The organism is Dankookia rubra (assembly GCF_004355005.1).
GTDB lineage: Bacteria > Pseudomonadota > Alphaproteobacteria > Acetobacterales > Acetobacteraceae > Paracraurococcus > Paracraurococcus ruber_A.
Window position 1 is genome coordinate 17,506 of sequence record NZ_SMSJ01000024.1, and the last position, 21,734, is coordinate 39,239.

Here is a 21,734-nt window from a genome sequence, read left to right on the forward strand (position 1 = left end):
GTGCCAGTGTTCCGCACGGAACCGTAGTCGGGTCACAGGCTTGGGCTCGGTGTACCGCGTTGGGTAACCTGGCGATGCACCGCTTCAGCCACACTCAGCAAAACAGGGCGATCGAGGCCTTCCGCCGACACCGCGTAGCCGAACCCACGGTCGACCCACCAGAACGCGGTGACCCCCTGCGCCGGATCATCGGAGAAGCGAAACTCCGTTCCGGTCGGGCCGGCGTGGTCGGCGCGCAGATAGACGGTAAGGCGCAAGCGACGGGCATCCTCGTACATGAGTTGCGCAGCCGGGTCGCCGCCGGCGCCCGCAAGCAGCCTGCCGCCGATCAGCCGGTATCCCAGCGGTAGCAGGTCGGGCGCAGCCAGTGGACGCCCAAGCCGGTTCGACAGCCAGGTTACAAGTTGCGCTTCCTGTGCCGCAGCCACCTCCACCGGGCGGCCGAGATCGGCCGCGAAGACCCGGTGGGCTGCGATGGCCTCCGCCACCATCGGCCGTGTCGCCATCGCGGTGGCAGTCGGTGCACGGTCCCGCGTGGCGTCGGACAGGGTAGCATGACCTACCCACCCCATTGCTCCCCCTGCCACTAGCCAGACGCAGACGGACGCGACTCGACGCATTCCCTGCCAACGCGCGACCCGCCGTGCCGCGACCAAATTGGCAACCCGCAACCGCGCCGGCACCGGCTCATCGTGCTTCAGCTGCAAGACGGCACGCAGCTTCTCCTGCTGAGAAGCCATGCTGCGGAGCCGAGCGGCCACTTCGGGGTTCATGGCGAACCAAGCCTCGACCGCATCGCGCCGGGACGATGACAGACGACCATCAATCCAGGCCTGGAGGTCATCCTCGCCGACTGGAACCTCAGAGCTGCTGGCGGCCGTCACTTCACCCTCCTGAGCGCCTGTTGGGCGCCAGCCTTGACCACCTCGCCGTCCAGCAGACGGCGCAAGCGCTCCCGTCCGCGGGAAAGACGCGACATCACAGTGCCGATTGGTACACCGGTCAGACGTGCCGTCTCCTCATAGGAAAGATCCTCGATGCCCACGAGGAGGATCACTGCCCGCTGGTCCTCCGGCAGTGCCTCGAGCGCGGTGAGGGCATCCTGCCAGACCAGTCGGCCTTCGGCGGCGAGAGTCGCCGTCGGGTCGGCCCGCATAAGCGCCGCCGCGCCATCATCGTCCAACGAACGGTCCATGCCGCCGCGGGCAGAGCGACGCCGGTTGCTGAGGAACAGATTGTGCAGGATAGCGAAGAGCCAGGCCTTGAGGTTGCCATCGTGGTGACGCAGGTGCCAGCCGGCTATCGCCCGTTCCAGGCAATCCTGCACCAGATCATCGGCGACGGTGCCGTCACGCAGTAACGCCCAGGCGAAGCGTCGCAGGGCGGGAATATGCGGCTCGATCAGCGCCGCCATCTCTCCCTCCCGGCTACGCATTCCCATCCACCGTCATCCCTTTACTCTCAGAGTAGGATCGTCGATCCCAAGCGGTGCTACTTCTGGATCTGCAGCGCAGCACCGGGCTGGGCGGCGGAGCCGGGGGCGATGACCAGATAGCGCCGTACCGGGCCAGCATTTTCTTGGACGACCTGCCGGATTGGTCCGACCGTATTGACGATGGCGGCCCCGGCGGGGTTTGTCATGAAGGATGCCAGAACCTGCAGCGGCCCTGTCCCGTCCGCCTGGGTTGAGAGAGCCAGGACATGCGGTTTCCCAGGCGGCAGGCCGGTCGCTGCCGCCTGTAGAATCTGAAGCGGGCCCTGATCGAAGAGCGTCACCTGCGTCCCAGTGCGGCCATCCGCGCCGGTGAGCAGGAGCTGCACGGAGTTGGCCGCGAGACCGGGGGGTTGCAGATTGTCCCTGCCCTCGCCTTGCGGCACGGCGCCAGGCACGTAGGCCACACCCTGGGGGCCCTGACCAATCGGGATTGTCGCTACGACCGCATTGGCCGCGGTATCGATCGCCGCAACGGCGTCGGCATTCTCCAGCCCGACATACATCCGGGTTCCGTCACCGGATGGCCATAGGCCATGCGGCAGCGCGCCGACCCGGATGGCAGTAACCTGTTCGAAAGTGTCGGTGCGGAAGACCTTGACCTCATTCAGGCCGCCAACGGTGACATACGCGAACTGGCCACGCGGCGTCCGGATGAAGTTGACGTGGTTGGTAATGGGGCCGGTATCGAGCACCCGCAGGACCGCGAAGGGGGGGCGTGCGTCGAACACCATGGTGCGGCCCACATCCTTGAGTGTCAGCCAGACCTGCCGCCCATCGGGTGTCGCCGCGATGTCAGGACAGAACGGGCTTTCCTGCTTCACCCGGCCGACGATCGCGTGAGACTTCGTGTCGATCACGACAGTCTCAGGACTGAAGCTGGAGCAGACGTAGCCAAAGGCGCCGTCGGGCGAGAAAATGGTCATGCCCGGACCATTCGGCACCTTGATGCGGCCGGTCTCCTGGTACGTCCCGGCATCGAGAACGGCGATGTAGTCTTCACCGCGCACGCTCACCCAGACCTCTCGCCTGTCAGGCGTGAAGAACGCCTCATGCGGCGAACGGCCGACATAGGCGACATGCTTCACGAGGTTCGTCGCAGTGTCGATGAAGCTGACCGAATTCGAGCCGATCGAGATGACCGCGAGCGTCCGATGATCTGGAGAGAAGCCCATCCCATGCACCAGCAGCTGGCCGCGATACAACGGACTGAGATTTGCCGGCGTTGTATCGCCAAGACGGATCACGCCGAGCAGCGTGTTGCTGGACGGATCGATTACCGAGACTGTGTTGGAGAACTGATCGGAGCTGTAGAAGCGATCCTGCTTGCTGATGGGAATGTCCGGCGCATCCGCGGGTCCTGGTGCCTGACCAGCGAACGCAGGTAGCGCCGTGGTCAGCAGAAGCAAAGCAGCAAAGCGTCCGGTCATCGTACGGTACCTTTGGGATGAGTATGGGAATGGGCATCCGTTGCCGACGACTGCGCCGGTAGCGTCTCGAGCACCTGCTGCATGACAACAATTTCCTGCCGCTGTTCGACGATGATGCCTTGGGCCAGGCGACGAAGCCGTTCGTCTTTGCCGAAGCGGAGCTGAATCTCGGCCATGTCGATGGCACCCTGGTGGTGCGGGATCATCATGGCGGCGAAGTCATGGTCGGGGTTGCCGGTGTCCGGTGCCGTCATGGCGATGTGCATGCGGCGCATGGCCGCCTCCATCAAACCTTGAAAGCTGTCGGGGGTGGCGCTGGCATTCGTCGAAGCTCCACCCGCGGCAAAGGCAAGCAGCAATGAGGTGGCCATGACGAGTGCGAAGCGCGAACGCTTTAGAAAAGTTCGAACAGCAACCGGCATCATTTCAGAAGCCATTCCGCGCCTTGCCCTGCAGCTGTTTCGTAATCACGGTCGATAGGTCGTGCATAAGACGCTGGCCGCGGCAGGTTATTCCCGCCGACTCAAAATTCTTCGCCCAGAGGTGTGGCGGAGGTCCGGCGCGGGCACCGCTGGCTTAGTGACGCCTGCGGGGATGGTGAAATTTCGGCTTTGGCCGAGGCGCAACCAAGCAGTGATCTCGGCAAGTCCGCGATGGCAGCCCGGGCCTACTGTACGGGATCCAGCATCCAGTGACCGGCGCGAGGCCAGGCTAGGGTGGCAGGATGGTCATCGCGCTCCTCCCTACCCTGCCCTGAATGGCCGCCTTAGCAGCCCATTGACCAAGTCAGCGTTTAGTCGAGCGGGTATGCCTGGATGCTGACGACGAAGAGCGATCTGATCCTCGACCGCCAGCAGAAGAGTGGCGGTGAGCCCGCCATCCGGCATCGGGATGGTGCTAACCCAGGCAGAGGTCGATATCCGACACGGTGTGTCCTACGAAGCCATCTGACAGGTCGAGGACGGCAAGGTCGAACTCGTCGCCCACGACAGCGAGGGCACCACCGTAACGCTTTCCGCCGAGCGCGTTTTTGTGGCTACTGGCCGAATGCCAAACACGACCAGAATGGGCATGGAGCGGGCTTGCCACGCGCTGCCGGGTTCAGGTCCGCAGAATCGTCAGCGAGCATTTGCCAGGTTTTGCAACCGCTCGCAGCAAGGTGCAGCGGCAGGTTTTTCGAATTAGAGCCCGACCAGTCCAGCCGGGCTCTCGGCGACCAGCTTCGCGCGTCGGACATAGCCACGCATCGTCCTGACGTCCTTGTGCCTGGAATGCGCCATGATGGCTTCGTCGCGGGCCCCGGCTTTATAGGCCTCGGTGATGAAGCCGGCGCGCAGGCCATGCGCGGACAACCTCTCGAGCTCGGTGCAGCTCAATTTGGCCAAGGCGACCCGCCGCGCCAGGAGCTTCGGCACGGCGTAGGGGTGTAGCGCGGTCCGCTCTACCGTACCCCAGCGGTCGACCTTCCGAAACACTGGGCCGTACGCGCAGCCCGAGGTGCGCAACCAAGCCTCCATCGACCGGACCGGACAGGTTTCGGGCTTGCGGCCGCGCGGGATGCCCAGCTCGACGCCTTGGCCTTCCTGATCGGATTTGGCCCGGGGGATGAGCAGCTTCATCCCATCGGCGGTGAAGGTGATGTGCTCACGTTGCACGGCGACCAGTTCCGAGCGACGCAGCGCACCGGCGAATGCCAGTAGCAATAAAGCCCGGTCGCGCTGACCGGCCAGATCGCTGTGGCAGGTGGCCACCAGCTGACGCAGCTCGACGGTGCCGATCGCCGCAGCTTGGCGCTGCGGCATGCCGTGGCGCCGAAAGATTCCGGCCAGCGTGTCGCGGATCGCCGGGTGCGACGTCGTCCAGGCGACACCTTTCATTTGGTGCGCCCGGCCAATCGCCGCCAGCCGACGGCGCAGGGTCGAGCGGGCATGGCTGATGGCGATCGAGGCCAGATAGGCCGCGACGGTGGTGGCGGCGGCAGGCAAGGCCGAGACACCTTTCTGCTGACACCACGTCGAAAACTCTGCCCAGTCCGCCGCATAGGCCTTGAGCGTCGCCGGTGCGAGGGCCTGACGGGCATAGTCGGCGGCCAAGGCCAGGTCCGCGGCGGGGAGGATGGTCAGCTCGGACATGCAGCGTTTCCAACGGGTTCGGCGGACTGAGGCAGAGATTATGGCATGCGCATCAAAGGCTCCAGAAGAACTATTATGGAGCCTGAGTCACCGCAGGACTTGGGCAGCAGCAGCCGGTAAAACCAACCGGGCTAGCGCAGCCTGACGGCCTTGCCAGCTGCCAACGGAGGTCCGAGAGAGCTTTCGGGGCCATCACCGGCTCACTCCTTCCCCCGCAAGAGGTCGGTATCCGGCGCCACGACGTCGAGCTCGAGCCGCCTTGCCACGGTTTGAAGAACGGCATGTCTTCAGCGCGCCACTGCCGACGATTTATAAGACTTATGGCCTCTGCTGCGGGCAAGCCGATCGCAGCGCTGATCGCCGCCGAAGTGGTAATGGCCCGATCCTCGTAGTTAGTATTGATTGTGTAGCGGAGGCGAGTAGCCAGAAGCCGCTCAGCCTGTCGGATGGGGTCACGCATGCCCCCTGCCCTACTGCGTCACCCCGTCGACGGCGAGCACCATTTCGGGCCGATCAAGGCATAATTATCCTGTATTATCGACACATAGCCGGCCGTGCCACAAATGGCTTCTCGGCGCGCAACCTTATCAGAGTGGCCGGTGTCAGCTGGGGGCGCGACCACCTACCCAGCGACGCAGACCCGCCACGAGACGAGCAAGCGGCCCTGGAGGCGGAGCCACCATCGCGGTCGACTTCCGTCTCCCACCGCCCTCCCCTCCCTCTTGCACTGCGACCGCTGGATTGCGGGATGGTGCCGGCTTTACTGCGATTGTGCGCGGCTTGCCGGTGGCAGCAGCCAGCGCATCATTTTTCCCAAGCCGTGCGATTGCTGCACTTAGTTTTGGGTGGTCATTCGGAGCGCAGGCCAGAGGCACATCGTCTTGCTCAGCCAGGGTCCGTTTGTGTTTAGCGAGGACTGCTTCGATTTTGAGCACGGCCCTCAGATCTTCCCATCCTTCCCCCAGTAAGCGCTCCAAAGCAAGATCACCGCTGCCTGAGGCATCGAGGCTTGCCTCCGGAAGCCGATTCAGCAGGGGCGCAACAGCCTGCTTTATCCGCTTATCAGCCTCTTCGAGACTGTCCGCCTCACCTGCGGCCACTAGAGATCCAGGTAGGTCAAACTCCACCAGCCTGAGGCAGCCCCTATGCCACCACTGCCACGCGCGCCTGATAGTGGTGGACGCAGTCGGCGGATTTTTTCGGCTCAGCCAGGTCCGTTTACCGAGCTCGACAATGGCCCGCACGGCATCCCGCGGCGTCTCCACCGAGCGGTCGAGATTGTCATCCGGCTCCGCGCCGCAGATCCTGCGGGCACGACCAGCCAGATCCATCACCGCACGTGCCTGGCGTGCCGTCGTTGGCCTGCCACCGCTGTTGGCCGCATCGCTGTAGATGCGCCGCCAATACTCGTAGGTCGTGGCAAGCGTTGGACGCTCCGGAGGGACAGGCGGCGGCGACAGTATGGCCTGGACAGCTTGCCGCTGATCAATCACGCTTTTCCACGCCTGATCGACAACATGAAGTCGGCGCCGTAGTCGCGTCCTGTCAGCCTTGTCTAACAGCGTGAAATAGGCGGCGAGGGGTCCCTCGCCGTCCATTGCCGCCGCCAACTTGGCCTCTGTCAGACGCTCGAACTCGGTACGCGCCGCCTCAGAGGCGGTGCGTACCTCCTGATCCGTTTGCGCCCGCCAGTCGCGCCATTCGGTTAGACTCGGCTCCCAGCGCTTACCGCCCTCTTGGAGGCCGGAGCGGGTGCGGTCCCGGCTCCGGCTTCGATAGGGTCTGCAGCAATCCCCGGCGCCTGAGGCATCAGTGCTTGGTCAAGTTGCTGCATACACTCGTCATACCATTCGAGGTAACGCTTCCTCGCAATGTTCGTCATCGCCACCGACAACGGAACCTGCTGCGTCCCCTCGTCTAAAGCCGCCAGCTTGCTCAAAGCATCTGCCGCCTTCGGGGCGGAAACCTTGAGATCGTCAGAGACGTAGCCAGCCAACCGCGCCGGCCAGTAAAACCCCTGGCCGTACAACACCGACATATAGGCGGATGTCTCTACTCGCATCTCGGCCAGCGCATCGCAAACCGGTCGCATCACCTGCCGAGCTCGCCCGGCATTGCTATTCGCGCCATTCGCGTCGGCTTGGACAAAGGTCAGCGCACCGACGACGCGGCCCTTGGGATAGATCGCCCGAAACTGCTTTGCGAGAGCTTCCGCGTCATCGATTGAGGAAGCGTCGTCGACCTTGCAGCACACGATCAGGATGATCCCCTCGCCGCCTTCGGTGATCTCGCCGTGATCTGCATATTCGCAGAGCCGCAGGAGCTCTGCTGCGATACCGCCACCCGTGTCGATTACGACATCCCGGCCGTCTGCAGGCCGCGTCCCCTCCAACGCCGACATAACCGCTTCGAACGGCCGGAGAGCCCCCTGAGGGTTACGCTGCACATCGAGGCCTTGGGGCAGGTCCACGCGAACATCAACCTCGCGTTTAGCGGTGCGCAAAAGGCGGGACAACTTGCGGAGTTTGTCAGCCTCGGCGTTATCAGTCTGTTCGCGCTCGACTTCGAGCACGTACGGAGACCGCCCGTAACTGTCCAAGAGACAGATTGCTAGGGCCGTGGTGGTGGTCTTGGCTGTACCGCCCTTGCCTCCAGCGGTCAGAACGCGCAAAGTATTAGTTGCCATCTCAAGCTCCTATTAGTTTGTGTGGCAGCAGGCCGGCGACACTTGCTTCCAAGGCCCAGTGTCGCCGGCCTCTCCAAACAGCCGGTTAGGCTTCCCCTTCGGAATCGTCCCCGTCGATCAGCTGTTGGATCTGGTTCGCCCGCGACAGCATGGGCGATGATGGTGGGACCTTGCCCCGGTTTTCCTCCGCCTTCCGCTTCCACTCCGGCACCCTCTCCGCCGGACGAGGGCCCTGTTGCACGGAGTTTGGTGTCGGACTGGCTAAGCCCTCCCGTTCTCTCGGCTCCTCGGCTGAAAGAACCCGCACGGGCTTCGGTGCCTTTACTGGACGAACTGAATCACGCCCCACAGAGGCCGCGCCAAACACGTAGCGTGCCAGCTGCTCGGGTTGCCCACCCTGGACAGCCTGTGCCAAGGCCGCCTCACGCCGGAGGTCCCGGAGCTCGCTGTTAACGGTGTGCAGCGTGAGCGACCCATTCGCGTAGTGAACCCCCCCCAACACCAGCGCCTCTCGAACGCTGTCGAGCGGCCAGCGACGGGGATAGACAAACCTAGGTGGCTCACCCGGCTGCCTAGTTGGCTGCCATGTGCCAGCCTGTAGAGCGTCGATCAGGTCTAGGTTCGCCCGAAGCCACCCCCGCACCGTACCAGTGAACGGCCGGTGCTGCCGGATCTCCTCCGACAACAACCCGATCTCCTCCCTGGTCCTAGGCGCAATACGCGGCACGGTTGCTCCAAACGTAACCTAAATAGAGACGATTTCGGAAGGATAGGGAACCCGATTTTAGGGGTCAAGCACTTTCAAAGCACGCACCAAAAATAGGGGTCTGCCCAAGATAGAGGAGCCCTAAAATAGGTTCCCCTATCTTCCATACCAATGCATCCTCTGGTACGGTTTCAGAGTTCGGGGCTACACTCCGGCCAAAGAACGGCCCGCCCAACCTTGCTGTAACTCTTTTTGTTTCACTCTTTCCGCAACCTCTGATCGAGAGCAACGCCCTATGCCAGAGACCCCAGAAGCCCTGCTGGCGGCCCTTGTCCGCGATGCCAAGGCCACGACCAGCACACAGCGGGCGACCCTGGACATCGTCCAGCAGCACACCCGCACCCTCACCGAAGTCCTATCGCACGTGAAAGCCGAGCCGGAGACGAAGGGGCTTGAGAAGCTGGCTGACGCCATGGACCGGCTCAGCGCCTCAATCGACCGCCAGAGCGCCGAGCTCCAGGCGCTTCGAGCCGCCCAATCGGCGTTCCAGGAGGCCCTCACCCAGCAGATTGGAACAGCCGTAGCTACAGGCATCGACATGGCAATCAACAACACCGGGCTGCCACAGGCCTGAGCCGGGCAAGAGGAAGGGGAAGGCATAGGGCTATGGTGACCATCCGGAAGATCGAGAGGCCGTTCGACAACCTGGCTGATTATTTCACCGGTCGGAGCGTCGTGCCCCCCTCCGTTACCGCGCCTCCCCTACCCGGCGCGGCTTTCAGCGCCGGCATGGCGCCCACCTGGCCTGATCTGCCGCTGGCCGAGCGGCGCGGAGCACCCCGGCAATGATGACGGCCAAGAAGGTCTCCCGGCAGGCGAAGGCCAGAGACATCATCGACTATCTCAGCGAGGAGCTGAACTTGGACCTCGAGGCCGGGCTCGATCCCGGCCTCGCTCAGTATCACCGCAAGGAGGCCGAAGGGATGGCGGCCTACCCCGGCGGCCAGGGCCCGGTGCGGGTGGGGGCCGGGGTCAGCGACGCTGTTGCCCGTTACCTGGGGATCGGCAAGGACAGCGCGCCGGACACCAAGGCCCTGGAAAACGTCATCACCGGCAAGACGGCCAATGGGCGGCACGAGTGGCTGAACAAAGAGGCGACGGTTGCCGGGTTCGATTACACTTTCTCGGCCGACCGCTCCGTATCGGTCGCCTTCGCCCTAGCGCAGACCCCGCACGAGCGCGCAGCGATCCTAAGCGCGCACCGCCAGGCGGTCGCAGACACGATGCGCGAGATCGCCGTTGAGATGGGCTACACCCGGCGAGGTAAGGACGGCGTCGAGACCGTTGAAGGCGAGTTGGCTTGGTTTGAATTTGACCACACCGCCAGCCGACCGGTTCCGGCCTCCGCACTCTACGCCGACGACCCGACGGTGAAGGATACGATCCTCCCAGGCGACCCCAACCTTCACACTCATACCTTCATCCCGAATTTTGTCCTGACCCACGACGCGGACGGCAAGGCTCACGTCGGCACCGTCGACAGCGAGCGGTTGCGCGGCCGCGTGCACGAGCTTGGTGCGCTTTATCAAACCAGGCTTGCCGTCCATCTGCAGCGCCTGGGTATCGAGACAGAGTGGGATGGCGCTGGCGCCGTGCGCGTGAAGGCAATCCCCGAGGAGATCAGGGATCTTTTCTCGAAGCGGGCAAAGGCCGGCCTCGCCGCCGCTAAGAAATGGGCGGCGGAGAAGGGAATCGACTACGACAACCTGGATCCGATTGAGCAGCACAAGTTGATGCGGGCGAGCCTCGGTCTTGATCGGAACAAGAAGGAGGGTCTTCAGGCTCGGTTTGAGGAATGGGTCGCTCAAGCGCGGGCCGCGGGCTACGAGCACCAGGGTGTCGTCCCGTCCGACGACGAGCTTGCAGCTCGCCCAAAAGCGGAGCCCCTGGGCGACGAGGAGCGCCTCGCCAAGACCGTCGAACGTGCCGACGCCCTTGCCGCCAGCCTGTTCGCCAAGGAATCCGTCCTTACCCTGCAGCAGCTCCGTGTGTGCTGCGCCCAAGCCGCGATTGGACTCTACGAGCGATTTGAGGATGTGGACCGAATCCAGGCCGCCCTGATGGAACGAGGCGTGACGATGGACGACGAGCGGACTGCTATCATCGTCGGCCATCTCCCGGTCATTGACGAGACGCGCCCTGAACGAGACCTGGGGCAGGGGGCAGATGGCGAAGGTCGGCCGGGAGGAAAGCGGGTCCGCGGAAGGAACGGCCAATCCCTCCGGGGCGACGAGACGCTTGTCACAACCCAGCGCCACATCGACAACGAGCAGCGTGTGGTGAAGCTGACGCGCGAGGCCGCCGCAGACCGCACGGGCGCGCTGACGCACGCTGAGATCAAGGCTGCGGTCCGACGCGCTGAAACGCGTGCGAAGGATCCACTGTCGTTCAAAGACGAGCATGGTGAGGCGCAGTTGCGGGGCATGCGCCACCTCGGGGAGGGCGGCAGGGTCGCCTTGCTGATCGGCGTCGCCGGCAGCGGCAAGACCACCCTGATGCAGCCGCTCGTTGACGCTTGGACCAAAAAGGGCATGACGGTCCACGGAATTGCCGTGGCATGGAGGCAGGCAAACGACCTCGAGGGCGCCGGCATTGCTGCACCGGACGGAGAGGGGGAGGGGCCTCAGGCAAGAAAGCAGCGTAGGCGCGGAGGACGAGGCGCCGACAACAGCGAGGACGCGACGAGGGAGATGCGTGACGCAGGCGTGTCTGGTGATCGCCTCCACGCCGTCGCTGCCTTCATCCGGCGATACGACATGGGGAAGCTGAAAATCGACAGCAACACCGTCGTCCTGCTTGATGAGGTTGGACAGCTCGGGATCAAGGATGCGAGGCGCCTTCTCGAAATCCAGCGAAAGACCCGCTGCCATTTCAAGCTGATCGGAGACCCACTCCAGTGCGTCAGCGTCGAGGCCGGCCCGACGATCGACCTAATGATTCGCGCCCTCGGCGAGGAGAATGTGCCGTCAATCATCACCACGATTCGCCAAAAAGCTGACAAAGAGAAGATCAACGCCGGGCTCTGGCGAACAGGTCAGGCCGCAGTCGTAATCGGGAACAAGCGCGAGGACGGTACCGCGCAGCTGGTCCGCGGAGACAGCGAGGCCTTCGCCGCTGCTGCAGCGACGCGATGGGCTGAGATGACGGACGAGGCTGCGGCGCAGGGATTGACGGTCGGGGTGACCGCTCCGACTAACGCACAGGCACGCATCATCGGAAACGCCATCCGCGAGATCCGCCGCGAACGCGGCGAGATCACCGGAGAGGACCGGGTGATTGCGTGTACCGACAGTCGCGGTGCCGATGCCTTCGAACTGTCCCTCGCTGTGGGCGACCGCGTGCGCCTATTCCGCAAGACCAGAGGCAAGCGCCTGGATGGACGCGGCGGCGGGATGCAGCTGGGCGTCAACGGGACGATCGTCGAGGTGCGAGGGATCACCGACGAAGGGCTAATCCTACGCGGCGCGAACAACATCGACTGCCTCGTGAAGTGGAAGACTTTGACCCACAAGGAGAGCGGTCGGATCCAGCTCAACAGGGGCGAGGTGTTCACGCCCGATGGCAGCCAGGGGATCACGCGGCATCTGATGCTGGACACGATGGGCGGTGGATCGGACGCAATGACAGCCGGCAAGGCTTACGTCACCGGCTCGCGCCATCGCCTCCGGCACGAGCTGATGGTCAGCGAAGATGCCGAGCGCGAAGCGATTTTGCGCGAGAGGCCCTTGGGCGACAGCACTCCCATCTCGGAAGATCAGGTCTGGGAACGGGTCGCAGCCAACCTGTCGAGGACCGGCGCCAAAACCTCTGCCATGATCCTAGCGGAGAAGGCACAGGATCTCCGTCGCGCCGCCGGCGACCTGCTGCTGCGACACCAGATCGACCGCGCATCCCGGCTAAACAGGGGGCAAAACCCCGACCAAGCGTTTCCCACGCGACGCCAGGAAGAACAGGCAGTGCGGACCGTGCTGCCGACTGTCGAGGCAGCTGTAGAGCGCGCTGAGCGAGCCGCTGCGGCCACCCGTGAGGTTATCCGTGACTTGGGCGCCAGCCTGACCGCGGGGTCGAGGGGAGAGGTCCAGGTCGCGGCTAGAAACCTGGTGCAGACCATCACGGGCGCAATCAGTGAGGCGGCTCCCAAGATCAGGGCAGTGGTTGCCGCCATGCGCGAACGGTTGGGGTTGACGAGACCAGAGCCGACGCTGGACGAGCAGCAGCCTGAGATCCAAGGGCCGACCTACAGATAGGTTTATCCCCTAAAATAGGGCAGTGATGACCAGGGTATCCCCTAAAATGAGGGTCTCCGCGGCCAGGAACCCTCACAGCCTAAATGCCGGCGCGTCCTCCATCTGCGGCTCCGGCGCCATCTCTCGGATAGGGGCGCTGAGGTCACTGGCCTTGATGGCGCCCTCCAGCGAAGCTGCCTCGGCCGGGAGGATCGCCTTTTCCCGTTCCTAGAGCTCGGCAAGGAGCCTCGGTGCAGCCTCGTGGGCAGACCTGAACAGCTCCCAGCGTTGTCCGCTCCTCAGCGCGAGTTCCGCGCGCTGCACTTGGTGCGCCGTCACGTCGACGGCGGTTCGAAAGCCAGACAGAGCCGCCGCATCATCACCGCGACGCACGGCGGCAGCGAGATTCTGCCGGGCGGCCCGCACGTCTCGATCTAGTTGCTCAAATCGCTCTGGATGGTCTCGGCGCACGGCCTGTCTTTTTCTTCCTCTTGCCCTTCTACCGAGTCAGCGGGCTTTTCCTTTAGGCGTAGGGGAAGGGGAGCCAGCGCGAAGCGCTGGGGGAGGGGGGAGCCGGCGCGGAGCGCCGGGGGGAGGACCGTAGGTCCGCCCCCTCTGGTTGTGTGCTGAGAGGCCTAGGATGGCAGGAATTCTAAGTTCAGAAGAGTTCTATATAGGTTCTAATTGTTCCCCCCTTTTTTCGTTCGTCAAATCAATGGCTTACGGGCGAAATTGTGCCGTAGCGCGGCATAACTGTGCCGCAGCGCGAGGTTCTATGTGCCATAGCGCGAGGTTCTATGTGCCAAACTGCGAGAATCTTGGTGCCATTATCCACAGGCAGGCATGGCACACTTCCTGTCCGCAGCGCGGCACAGTTTCCTCCTGATTCTGCCTAGCCTGCCGAGGAGATTCGCCGTTTTCTTAACCGCTAGGTAGCATTTTGCCCTGTACCGCAGTGCTTGAACGGCACGTTTGGTGTGCCGAGTGCCTAACCCATCCTCTCTAATTCCCTTTGCCTATCCTGACGGATCAAGGGGTTAAGGTAGTCTAGTGTGCCGTAGCGCGGCCATAAAGTGTATCGTGCCAAAATTCTTGTCATGGCACGGCACACTTATTAAATAGTCCGCGGATTGGAGTTGCCCATGCCTCGCAAGCCCGAAGCCGCCGCGACCGCCGCAGCCGAGCCCCAGCTGAGCCTGGACACTCTGCACCTGCACGAGCGCCCGTCCGAAAAGGGCGCCACCGGCAAGACGCTGGCTATCGCCGCAGAGCGCGCTGAAGCAGTCGGAGGCAGGCCGGAGAAAGTGGGGATCATCGCTGCAGGAGAGGTGATCCTGTCGGCGCCCAGATCCGGCGAAGGGCTCAGCCTGTATGCGCTCAAAACTCTGCTGCTGATGCTGCAAAAGGCGGGGGGCGACGCCTGGCGCGAGGACGTCCAGCACTTCATCAGCAAAGGGGAGCTGATGGACCTGCATTCGGATTCGGCCCGCATCGCTAGAACTCTGCACGAACTAGCGACGACTGAGATCGCCATCGCCGTTAAAAGCGAGCGCGGCCTGGACGCGATTCTCCAGGCCCCATATCTGTCGGAGAGAACGACCGAGATCATCACGGCTAGGCAGGCTCGAGTATATTTCAGGTTCTCGCGGGCATTGCAGTATGCTCTCCGGAACTCTGAGTTTTTCGCTGAGATCAACAAGCTGATCGCTCTGTCTCTTCGGTCGGTATACGCACTTAAGCTGTACGAAATTGGGATGCTGTTTTACCGGCGGCGGCACTCGACATGGCAGGTATCGGTCGAGGAGTTGCGGCGCCAGCTGTGCGTAGCGGAGGGCGCGTATCCAAATTGGGCGCAGCTTGAACGACGTGTCCTACGTGACCCCGCCGCAGAGGTTAATCAGCTGGCACCGTTTGTGATTGGTTGGGCAGTGACACGCCAAGGCCAGGGCGGGCGGGTTACGAGGGTCGATGTCTCGTTCAGGCCCAAGGGCCCAGGTGAGCAAACTGAGGCTGGCTCCAAAGTGGAAAAGGCATCTCGCGCACGGCGGAAAGCCCGTTCCGACGCTGCCGGCGACAGCGGTGAGCTGCCGGAGCCTGCTTCTGGAGACAGAAGCTCCGAGAGCATCTCACCGACATTGCTGACCTATGCTCGGCGCCTGGATCAGGCCAAGGCCAAAGCCAAGGCGACGCGGAAGGACGAAGTCCGGCAGTCCAATATGCCTGCCAAGATGTTGCAGGCGCTGGAGGAACTGCGGCGCAGCGTGCCTGACGATCGGCAAGCTCGGCTGAATCTGAACCCGGCAGAAGAGGCTTCGGTTTTTGCCGTAAGCGGAACCGACGACCCGAACGAGGCTTCCTGGGCGCAGGCTATCGAGATTGCTGGGCGACGCGCCACGTCGGTCATTGATCTGGATGATCCGACGCCACGGTCAGCACCGCAGCGGCGTGCGAGAGGGTAAGAGATCGCCCGCCCCCGTTACTACCTAAATGGAGATACCCTACAAGATGCTTCGCCTTGCGTTTGCGGCAGCAGCGGCCGCGTTTCTCGTTGGTGCACCTGAGGCGTTGGCCCAAGGGCCAGACGCAAAGGATCAGCAAAACCTAGCCGACGTGACGAGGCGAATGTCTCAACAGGTCCCGTCCTTGCAGGAGTTGATCTCCCGCGCCGTCTGCGACGCAAAGCCATCAACCCAGGACCGCGGCTATTGCTATCTCCAGGCCGCCCTCGAGCAGCAGGATGAGGAGGATCGAGCGCGCCGCTTCAACGAAGCCCTTCGCCGCTTGCGTGACGCCAACCTTATCGAGTTGCCGTCGCCTAGCGCAGCACAGGCACGCTAGACACCGCGAGCATCAAGCCCGAGGCGGTTACGGTATTCTGCCGGGATCGTCCTCGGACGGCTTTTCTAGGGCCGCGGACTTGGCTGCCGGTAGGTGCCGATAGAGCGTGGACGGAGAGACCCTGAGGCGCCGCGCCACGTCACCCGCCGACAACTCAGGGTCCCGGAGCATCGCACGAGCTGCGGTCAAATCATTGGCCGACAACGACGGCGGACGGCCTCCCTTCTTTCCCCTTGCCTTCGCACTGGCAAGACCTGCGTAAGTCCGCTCCCGTGTGAGCTCTCGCTCAAACTCAGCGATAGCGCCGCAGATAGCGAACAGCATTCTGCCGCCTGAGGTCGTGGTGTCGATCGGTTGCGTCAGGACACGCAGGCCGATCCCCCTACTCTCTAAGTCGGCCGCTGTTTCCAGTAGGTGCCTGAGCGATCGTGCCAGTCGATCCAACTTCCAGACAACCAGCACGTCTCCATCCCGCATGAAGTCGAGTGCGGCAGCGAGGTGTGGTCGATCCCGTTGCGCCCCGCTCGCTCGCTCTATGAAGATCCGCTCGCAGCCGGCGCCGCGGAGCGCTTGGTCCTGCATCTCGGGATTCTGGTCACGCGTACTGACCCGACCATAGCCAACCAGCATCCCATCCTCCCGAAACTCATCTCGGAATGGAGGATTTCGGAGCCGGTTTCAAGAGAGCCTTTTCGGAGGCACTTATCGGCGGTCCCAGCCGGATCAGCACAACTCTCTCAAAAACGAGGGTTTCTCGGAGCCCTTAGCGTTAGGACGTCGTGACATAGTTTGTTTGAATGTTTGTTGTTTGTTTGTTTACCTCAGGACCCTATATGTCATTCATCATCCGAAGGGTCGCCGTTGATGGCTAAGGCACAGGTTTCTGACGACAGGATTATTGAGGAAGGCCGGCGCATTGCTGAAGCGGGTCGAAAGGTCCACGGCTGGTCGCTGCGCGCCGCGATTGGAACGGGTCGCCCAGATCGATTGGAATCGGTGTGGACGCGCTGGCTAGAGACGCAGGGCGAGGGAAAGGTCCCCGAGAACCCGGAAGAGACTGGCCATACTTCAATCCCGTCTCGCATTTCCGAAGCCCTCACCGAGACGAAGAGGACCATGGAGGCGCATCTGGACGGCCTGGTGCTCTCCTTGGTCCGCGTCACCACCGAGACCTATGACGGCCGATACCGCGACGAGTTTGCGGATTTACAGCGCAAGAGGGCCGAGGCAGACGAGCAGCTTTCGGCTGCATCAAGTGCCGTCGCTGATGCCGATAACAAAGCGGAGGCGCTGGAGAAGGAGCGCGACCAGCTTGTGTCCGACCTTGCTCAGGTCCGCGAAAGCCTCGCTGTGCTGCAAGCTAATCTCTCCCGCACTGAATCTGAGCGGGACAAAGCAAGCACCGAGCGCGACGAACTAGCCGGCAGGATCGACGGCGAACGCGACGCGGCTCAAGCCGCTAAGGGTGCGCTCGCTGAAGCGCGGGCGCATTCGGCTGCTATGTCGAACGAACTGCGGACCGCCCGCGAGAACCTGACAGCAGCCGCCAAGCTAGAGTCTGATCTGCGCAACGAGATTGCAGATTACGAAAAGCAGGCCGTCGACCTGCACGCCCGGCTTACCAGCGCCTCCGCCAGAGCTTCGGAGGCCGAGACGCAGCGCACGGCACAGAGCCAGCGAGCCGAGGCCGCCGAGGCCGCGACTGTCCGCTTGGAAGCCAGCATTGGGACACTCACCTCCAGAGCCGATAAAGCAGAGGCCAGCCTGGAAGAGCTGAGCACCAAGCTCGCCGCAATGACGCGCCGCGCAGAACGGGCGGAAGGCGCGCAGGACGCCGCAGAGAAGGCCATGGAGGCGCTCCGGGGATTGATCCCACAGGCGGCGCCGATGCCTGCCCTGCGCAAACGCACAGCAAAGTCGGAGAGCGGCAATGGCGCGACATAGAACGCGCACTGTGGTCGGACCTCAGATGGGAGCCTGTCCCTATGCGGGACGCATCAGAATGACGCGGGGCAAGAGGAAGAAAGACGGTGGCAAGCGATCCTGAGTTGGAGCATTTCCGCGAGACCGTTGATTGCCGCACCGTTCTCGATCGCGCGGGCTGGAAGGTCGATCAAGCCGAGAGCATCGAGGGCGCGGTTAAATTCCGCCGTAGCGAAGGTGAGATCCTGATCGTCACCCACAATGGTCGAGGCTGGTTTGATCCGCTTTCTAAGGGGCAGGGTCTCAACGAGGAAAGGGGCGACGTCATCGCTCTGGATCAGCGGCTTAACGGTGGCAGTCTGGGCCACGTCCGGAAACGGCTCCGGTTGCTCTCCGGTGTGGCACCGCGCTTGATCCCCATGAGCCGACCAAGCAGCAGCCAGGTCAGTGTTCCCTCCCCCTCGGCCGAGCCCGCCTTACGCTGGCGAGCAGCGGAGCCTCCCCGCCCAGGATCTGCTGGCTGGCGCTATCTCAGTGAGCAGCGAAGCATTCCAGAGCAGATGATCCGCGCGGCTGTCCAGGCGGACGTGCTGCGGGAGGGTATCTACGGCACGCTTTGGGGCGCACACCATACTGAGAACGGCGACATTACTGGATGGGAGATGCGAGGGCCGCAGTTCAAAGGGTTCTCAAAGGGCGGCGACAAATCGGTTTTCAGCCTTGGCGAGCGCGCGGCCGACCGCATAGTGGTGACCGAGGCGATGATCGACGCCCTAAGCATCGCCGCGCTTGAGCGTTGGCACTGCCGACAAAGCGGAAGTGGGCCGGTCCTCTGGATTTCTACGGGCGGCGGCTTTGGGCCCAATACGGAGCGGACACTCGGCGCTTTGCTCCGCCAAGGAGTCAATCTGGTTGCTGCAACCGACCGTGGTATTGGCGGCGATCGGCTGGCTGAGCGGCTCGAGCGTCTGGCACAGGCAGCGGGGGCCAAGTTTTCCCGGCTTGTGCCGCCGGCTGCGGCGGACTGGAATGATGAGCTCCGCGCTAGGCCGCAGCCAAAGGCCCCGGCTCCCGCGCCCTCCCTCTCGATCCGTCGCGTGTGACCAACCTGGCCGTCTTGATCTCGGCTCCCCTTTGCCTTCCGGTAGAACTACGGCATAGTTCCTTAGCCTTGCATAACTGGGTGCCCAATGGACACGCTCGAAGCCCGCGTCGAACCAGACTTCGAGTTCGACCTTGCCGGGCGGGTCAGAAACCTCAGCCTTCCTGCCTCTCCGGTCAACGCGCTGATCCCCTTATTCGAGGCGGTCAGTAATGGACTGCATGCGGTTGAAGCCCGCTGGAATGATGAGACTATTACCGCCGGAGTGATTGAGATCGAGGTGCACCGGCGAGAGGACGGCGAAGCCGGTAGCGTCCAGGGCTTCACAGTACGTGACAACGGGATCGGGTTGAACGAGGCCAACTGGCGTTCCTTCCGCACTTCGGATTCGGATTTCAAAGTGGCCAGGGGCGGCAAGGGTGTCGGCCGTCTGGCGTGGCTGAAGGCTTTCAGCAATTGTGAGGTCGTCAGCCGGTTCGGTGAGCCCGGTGCCACGATGCGCCGCACCTTCTCTTTCGCGTTGCGCAAGGGGAAGAACCCGATCCATGCGCATAAGCTGCTGCGGGAAGAGACAACTGAAGAATGCGGGACGACCGTCCGGCTGCATCCCTTTCAACTGAACTTCGAGGCCCATTGCCCGAAGCGGACCGCCACCTTGGCCGCCAAGCTGGTCGGGCATTTTCTAACCTACTTCGCCGTCGGCAAGGTGCCGCGGATGACCCTCATTGACGGCACGGAGGTGATCGATCTGGGCCGCTACTACTCGGATAACCAGCAGCGCAGCGAGATCGATATCATCGAGGTCAAGCTGGACCCGGGATCCGACCCGATGGAGTTCCAAGTTTACCATGTGCTGCTGCGCAAGCAGCTGAAGTTCCTCGAGGCCGGTCTGCACTGGATCTTTTTCGCGGGCAACGAGCGGGTCGCTGAGCAGGATGCGATCGATGGCCAGTTGGGCCTGCGCTACGTCGGCGAGGAGGAGGACTGCGTCTATGTCGGGCTAGTCACGGGCACCTACCTAGACGGCCATGTAAATCAAGAGCGTACCAGCTTCTCCTTCGGTCGGGAGCGGATGGCCGAGATCCACAAGGCGGCCGTGGTATCGGCAAAGGCCTTCCTCGGCCAGTACATCAACCGCATCCGCGACCAGCAGATGAGCGCGGCCGACAACATCATCCGCAACAACCCGCAGTTCCTGCAGTTCCGCGAGACGCTGCCGGAATTCGTGGCCGCCCATCTGCCGCTTAATGCCCAAAGCGAAGAAGAAATCTTCCTTGTGTTCAGCCGGCAAAAGCTCCGCGCCAAGCGGCGACTGGACGGTCAGCTGAGCACACTGAAGCGGGATGGCCCCGATGGGATTGACGAAAGCGTCGAGAAAATCACCAAGGCGCTCAACGACGAGAAGAAGAGTTCGTTGGCCGAGTATGTCGTGCGGCGCAAGGCCATCCTAGAGCTACTGGACTCGTCGCTGGCGTTCGCTGACCCGGAAAAGCGGAAGCATTACCGCGAAGAGGTGATCCACGAGCTCATTGTGCCACTGCGGACTAACTCGGAGGATCTCGACTACAACCAGCACAACCTTTGGATTCTCGACGACCGGCTGGCGTTCTACACCTTCTTCCGCAGTGACAAGCCGTTCCGCACCTTCACGAGCGGCGTCAGTGGCAAGGAACCCGACCTGGCCATCATCTTCGATCAGTCGCTGGCCTTCCGCCGCGAGGGTCAGGACGAGCCAGTTGTCATCATCGAGTTTAAGCGCCCCGGGCGGGACAACTACGACGGCAACTCAAACCCCGTTACCCAGGTGCTGGAGTATGTCGACCTGTTCCGCGCCGGAAAGGCCGTGCAGGATAAAAACGGCAAGCAGGTGAAGGCTATCAACGAAGCGACGCGCTTCGTCTGCTTCGTCATCGCCGATTTCACCGATAGCCTGCTGAGGGTGCTGCGCTACTCACCCGCCAACCACCGCACCGCCGACGGCCAGGGGTTCTTTGGCGTGTCGACCGAACACAATGCGAGCATCGAGGTATTGCCGTACGAGAAGATCCTGCACGACGCCCGCATTAGGAACGAAGCCTTCTTCAAGCATCTGGGTCTCGATTGAACTCAGGAGCAGATAGAAAATGGAGGACGGCTGCCCAGAGGTTTGACCGGTTGCCGGAGCGGTTCTCCGGCCTCATGGCTCCACGCCGCCTTGGCCCGGGCGAAGGGTAGGCTCCCTAAGAGCAGCCCTTTGGGGCGGGTAGCGGCTGTAGAGGTTACAGCCAAAATGTCCGCTATACCCTCATGGGAGAGCATAGAAGCAGTCCGCCCCGCTCGCCCGGTATGGCGTGGCCCTGACAAAAGCCGCCTTTCGCTCGATGGATGGCAGGTAGTCGGAGCCGCGCTAAACGACGTATATTCGGAAGAACCCTGCACGGGCACGACTGGATACTAAACACAGGAAACATCATGAATGTGCACGCCGAAAAACCGATCATCCGTAGCGTGCGGCAGGGAGAAAGCATCAAATTACCGGTTAATGGGCCTACCCTGCAGGAGATCACGTGCGACGATATAGCCAGATTGGCACTGGCCATGCACGATCATGAATATTTCTTCTCCCTTCGCCGAGGTCTCCGCTTCAATTTCAGCCGGGACTTAAACGGCAGCGGAATACAGGGCCTCTACATCAGAAGAGAAAGCGACGGGAAGGATACATCACATTTATTCGAAATCATTTTTGATTATACACTCGGGAAGGACGACAATTTCCTCTACGAAGCCGACCTTATTAAGGATCATGGCAAGGACTACGAGCCCTCTATAAACTGCGGTAAAACCCGTTTCGTTGCTAGATCGGCCACCATCCGGATTGACTGGAACAGTGACGAAGCCCAGGAGTGGCGGTCGGATATAGAACGCCTTTCGAGGTCGCCCGACACTCTGACCGAATGGATAGAGGAGGACTCGGAAATGCTAGTACGTTGCGGATCTACATACTTCTGTCGCAAACCCGCGATCCTCACCATAAACGACCTTCGACGGCATGTCGCAGCAGGAATGAGTCTGAAAGACCTAACGAATCGGCTTAAGTGCTCGAAATGTGGTAAGCGTGGAGCCCGCGTCACTGTGTTTTGAATATCTCGGCTGAGCAGAT

The 21,734-nt window shown here is 62.6% G+C and carries 16 protein-coding genes; 8 read left to right on the forward strand and 8 right to left on the reverse strand.

All coding sequences use genetic code 11. The features are described from left to right. Window positions 1–32: 32 nt before the first annotated feature. The 7 genes from E2C06_RS17765 to E2C06_RS17795 all read right to left on the reverse strand — a co-directional run bounded on the left by E2C06_RS17765 (window position 33) and on the right by E2C06_RS17795 (window position 7,626). Entirely contained in the window at window positions 33–884 is an 852-nt protein-coding gene (locus tag E2C06_RS17765; protein ID WP_133289961.1) for an anti-sigma factor family protein, read from the reverse strand. Beyond that, the gene (locus tag E2C06_RS17770; protein ID WP_133289962.1) at window positions 881–1,414 is read right to left on the reverse strand and encodes an RNA polymerase sigma factor; all 534 of its coding nucleotides are present in this window, start codon (window positions 1,412–1,414) and stop codon (window positions 881–883) included. The genes E2C06_RS17765 and E2C06_RS17770 overlap by 4 nt, the downstream gene beginning before the upstream one ends. A 77-nt stretch (window positions 1,415–1,491) precedes the next feature. Then, window positions 1,492–2,922 (reverse strand): YncE family protein, encoded by a 1,431-nt coding sequence (locus E2C06_RS17775; RefSeq protein WP_133289963.1) that lies wholly within the window; start codon window positions 2,920–2,922, stop codon window positions 1,492–1,494. Next, on the reverse strand, window positions 2,919–3,359 hold the full coding sequence (gene copM / locus E2C06_RS17780; protein ID WP_241671341.1) for a CopM family metallochaperone: 441 nt from the start codon (window positions 3,357–3,359) through the stop codon (window positions 2,919–2,921). Before copM ends, E2C06_RS17775 begins: the two co-directional genes overlap by 4 nt. A 744-nt stretch (window positions 3,360–4,103) precedes the next feature. Next, window positions 4,104–5,054 (reverse strand): tyrosine-type recombinase/integrase, encoded by a 951-nt coding sequence (locus E2C06_RS17785; RefSeq protein ID WP_133289964.1) that lies wholly within the window; start codon window positions 5,052–5,054, stop codon window positions 4,104–4,106. A 602-nt stretch (window positions 5,055–5,656) separates the two neighbouring features. After that, window positions 5,657–6,652, reverse strand: a complete 996-nt coding sequence (locus tag E2C06_RS17790) for a hypothetical protein (RefSeq protein WP_133289965.1) — start codon at window positions 6,650–6,652, stop codon at window positions 5,657–5,659. Between the two features lie 107 nt (window positions 6,653–6,759). Beyond that, entirely contained in the window at window positions 6,760–7,626 is an 867-nt protein-coding gene (locus tag E2C06_RS17795) for a hypothetical protein (RefSeq protein WP_133289966.1), read from the reverse strand. 1,115 nt (window positions 7,627–8,741) lie between these two features. On the opposite strand from E2C06_RS17795, the gene E2C06_RS17800 reads away from it, so the two are divergent. The 4 genes from E2C06_RS17800 (at window position 8,742) to E2C06_RS37655 (ending at window position 15,570) form a co-directional block, all read left to right on the forward strand. Beyond that, window positions 8,742–9,080 (forward strand): hypothetical protein, encoded by a 339-nt coding sequence (locus E2C06_RS17800; RefSeq protein ID WP_133289967.1) that lies wholly within the window; start codon window positions 8,742–8,744, stop codon window positions 9,078–9,080. 211 nt (window positions 9,081–9,291) lie between these two features. Next, window positions 9,292–12,753: a MobF family relaxase gene (gene mobF, locus E2C06_RS17805; RefSeq protein WP_133289968.1), complete on the forward strand. Its 3,462-nt coding sequence runs from the start codon at window positions 9,292–9,294 to the stop codon at window positions 12,751–12,753. 1,121 nt (window positions 12,754–13,874) lie between these two features. Then, the gene (locus E2C06_RS17810; protein WP_133289969.1) at window positions 13,875–15,191 is read left to right on the forward strand and encodes a replication initiation protein; all 1,317 of its coding nucleotides are present in this window, start codon (window positions 13,875–13,877) and stop codon (window positions 15,189–15,191) included. Window positions 15,192–15,237: 46 nt separating this feature from the next. After that, entirely contained in the window at window positions 15,238–15,570 is a 333-nt protein-coding gene (locus tag E2C06_RS37655) for a hypothetical protein (RefSeq protein ID WP_165982459.1), read from the forward strand. A 27-nt stretch (window positions 15,571–15,597) separates the two neighbouring features. Here the strand turns inward: E2C06_RS37655 and E2C06_RS17815 are convergent, their stop codons facing one another. Beyond that, a complete protein-coding gene (locus E2C06_RS17815; RefSeq protein ID WP_133289970.1) occupies window positions 15,598–16,200 on the reverse strand; it encodes a recombinase family protein in 603 nt (200 codons plus the stop codon). A 234-nt stretch (window positions 16,201–16,434) separates the two neighbouring features. Between E2C06_RS17815 and E2C06_RS17820 the strand changes: the two genes are divergently transcribed. From E2C06_RS17820 to E2C06_RS17835, 4 genes are all read left to right on the forward strand, one after another. Then, a complete protein-coding gene (locus E2C06_RS17820; RefSeq protein WP_133289971.1) occupies window positions 16,435–17,514 on the forward strand; it encodes a coiled-coil domain-containing protein in 1,080 nt (359 codons plus the stop codon). 86 nt (window positions 17,515–17,600) lie between these two features. After that, window positions 17,601–18,596: a DUF3991 and TOPRIM domain-containing protein gene (locus E2C06_RS17825; protein WP_133289972.1), complete on the forward strand. Its 996-nt coding sequence runs from the start codon at window positions 17,601–17,603 to the stop codon at window positions 18,594–18,596. A gap of 87 nt (window positions 18,597–18,683) precedes the next feature. Beyond that, entirely contained in the window at window positions 18,684–20,699 is a 2,016-nt protein-coding gene (locus E2C06_RS17830) for a hypothetical protein (RefSeq protein WP_133289973.1), read from the forward strand. 347 nt (window positions 20,700–21,046) lie between these two features. Further along, window positions 21,047–21,715: a basic helix-loop-helix domain-containing protein gene (locus E2C06_RS17835; RefSeq protein WP_206664578.1), complete on the forward strand. Its 669-nt coding sequence runs from the start codon at window positions 21,047–21,049 to the stop codon at window positions 21,713–21,715. The last annotated feature ends 19 nt before the right edge of the window (window positions 21,716–21,734 follow it).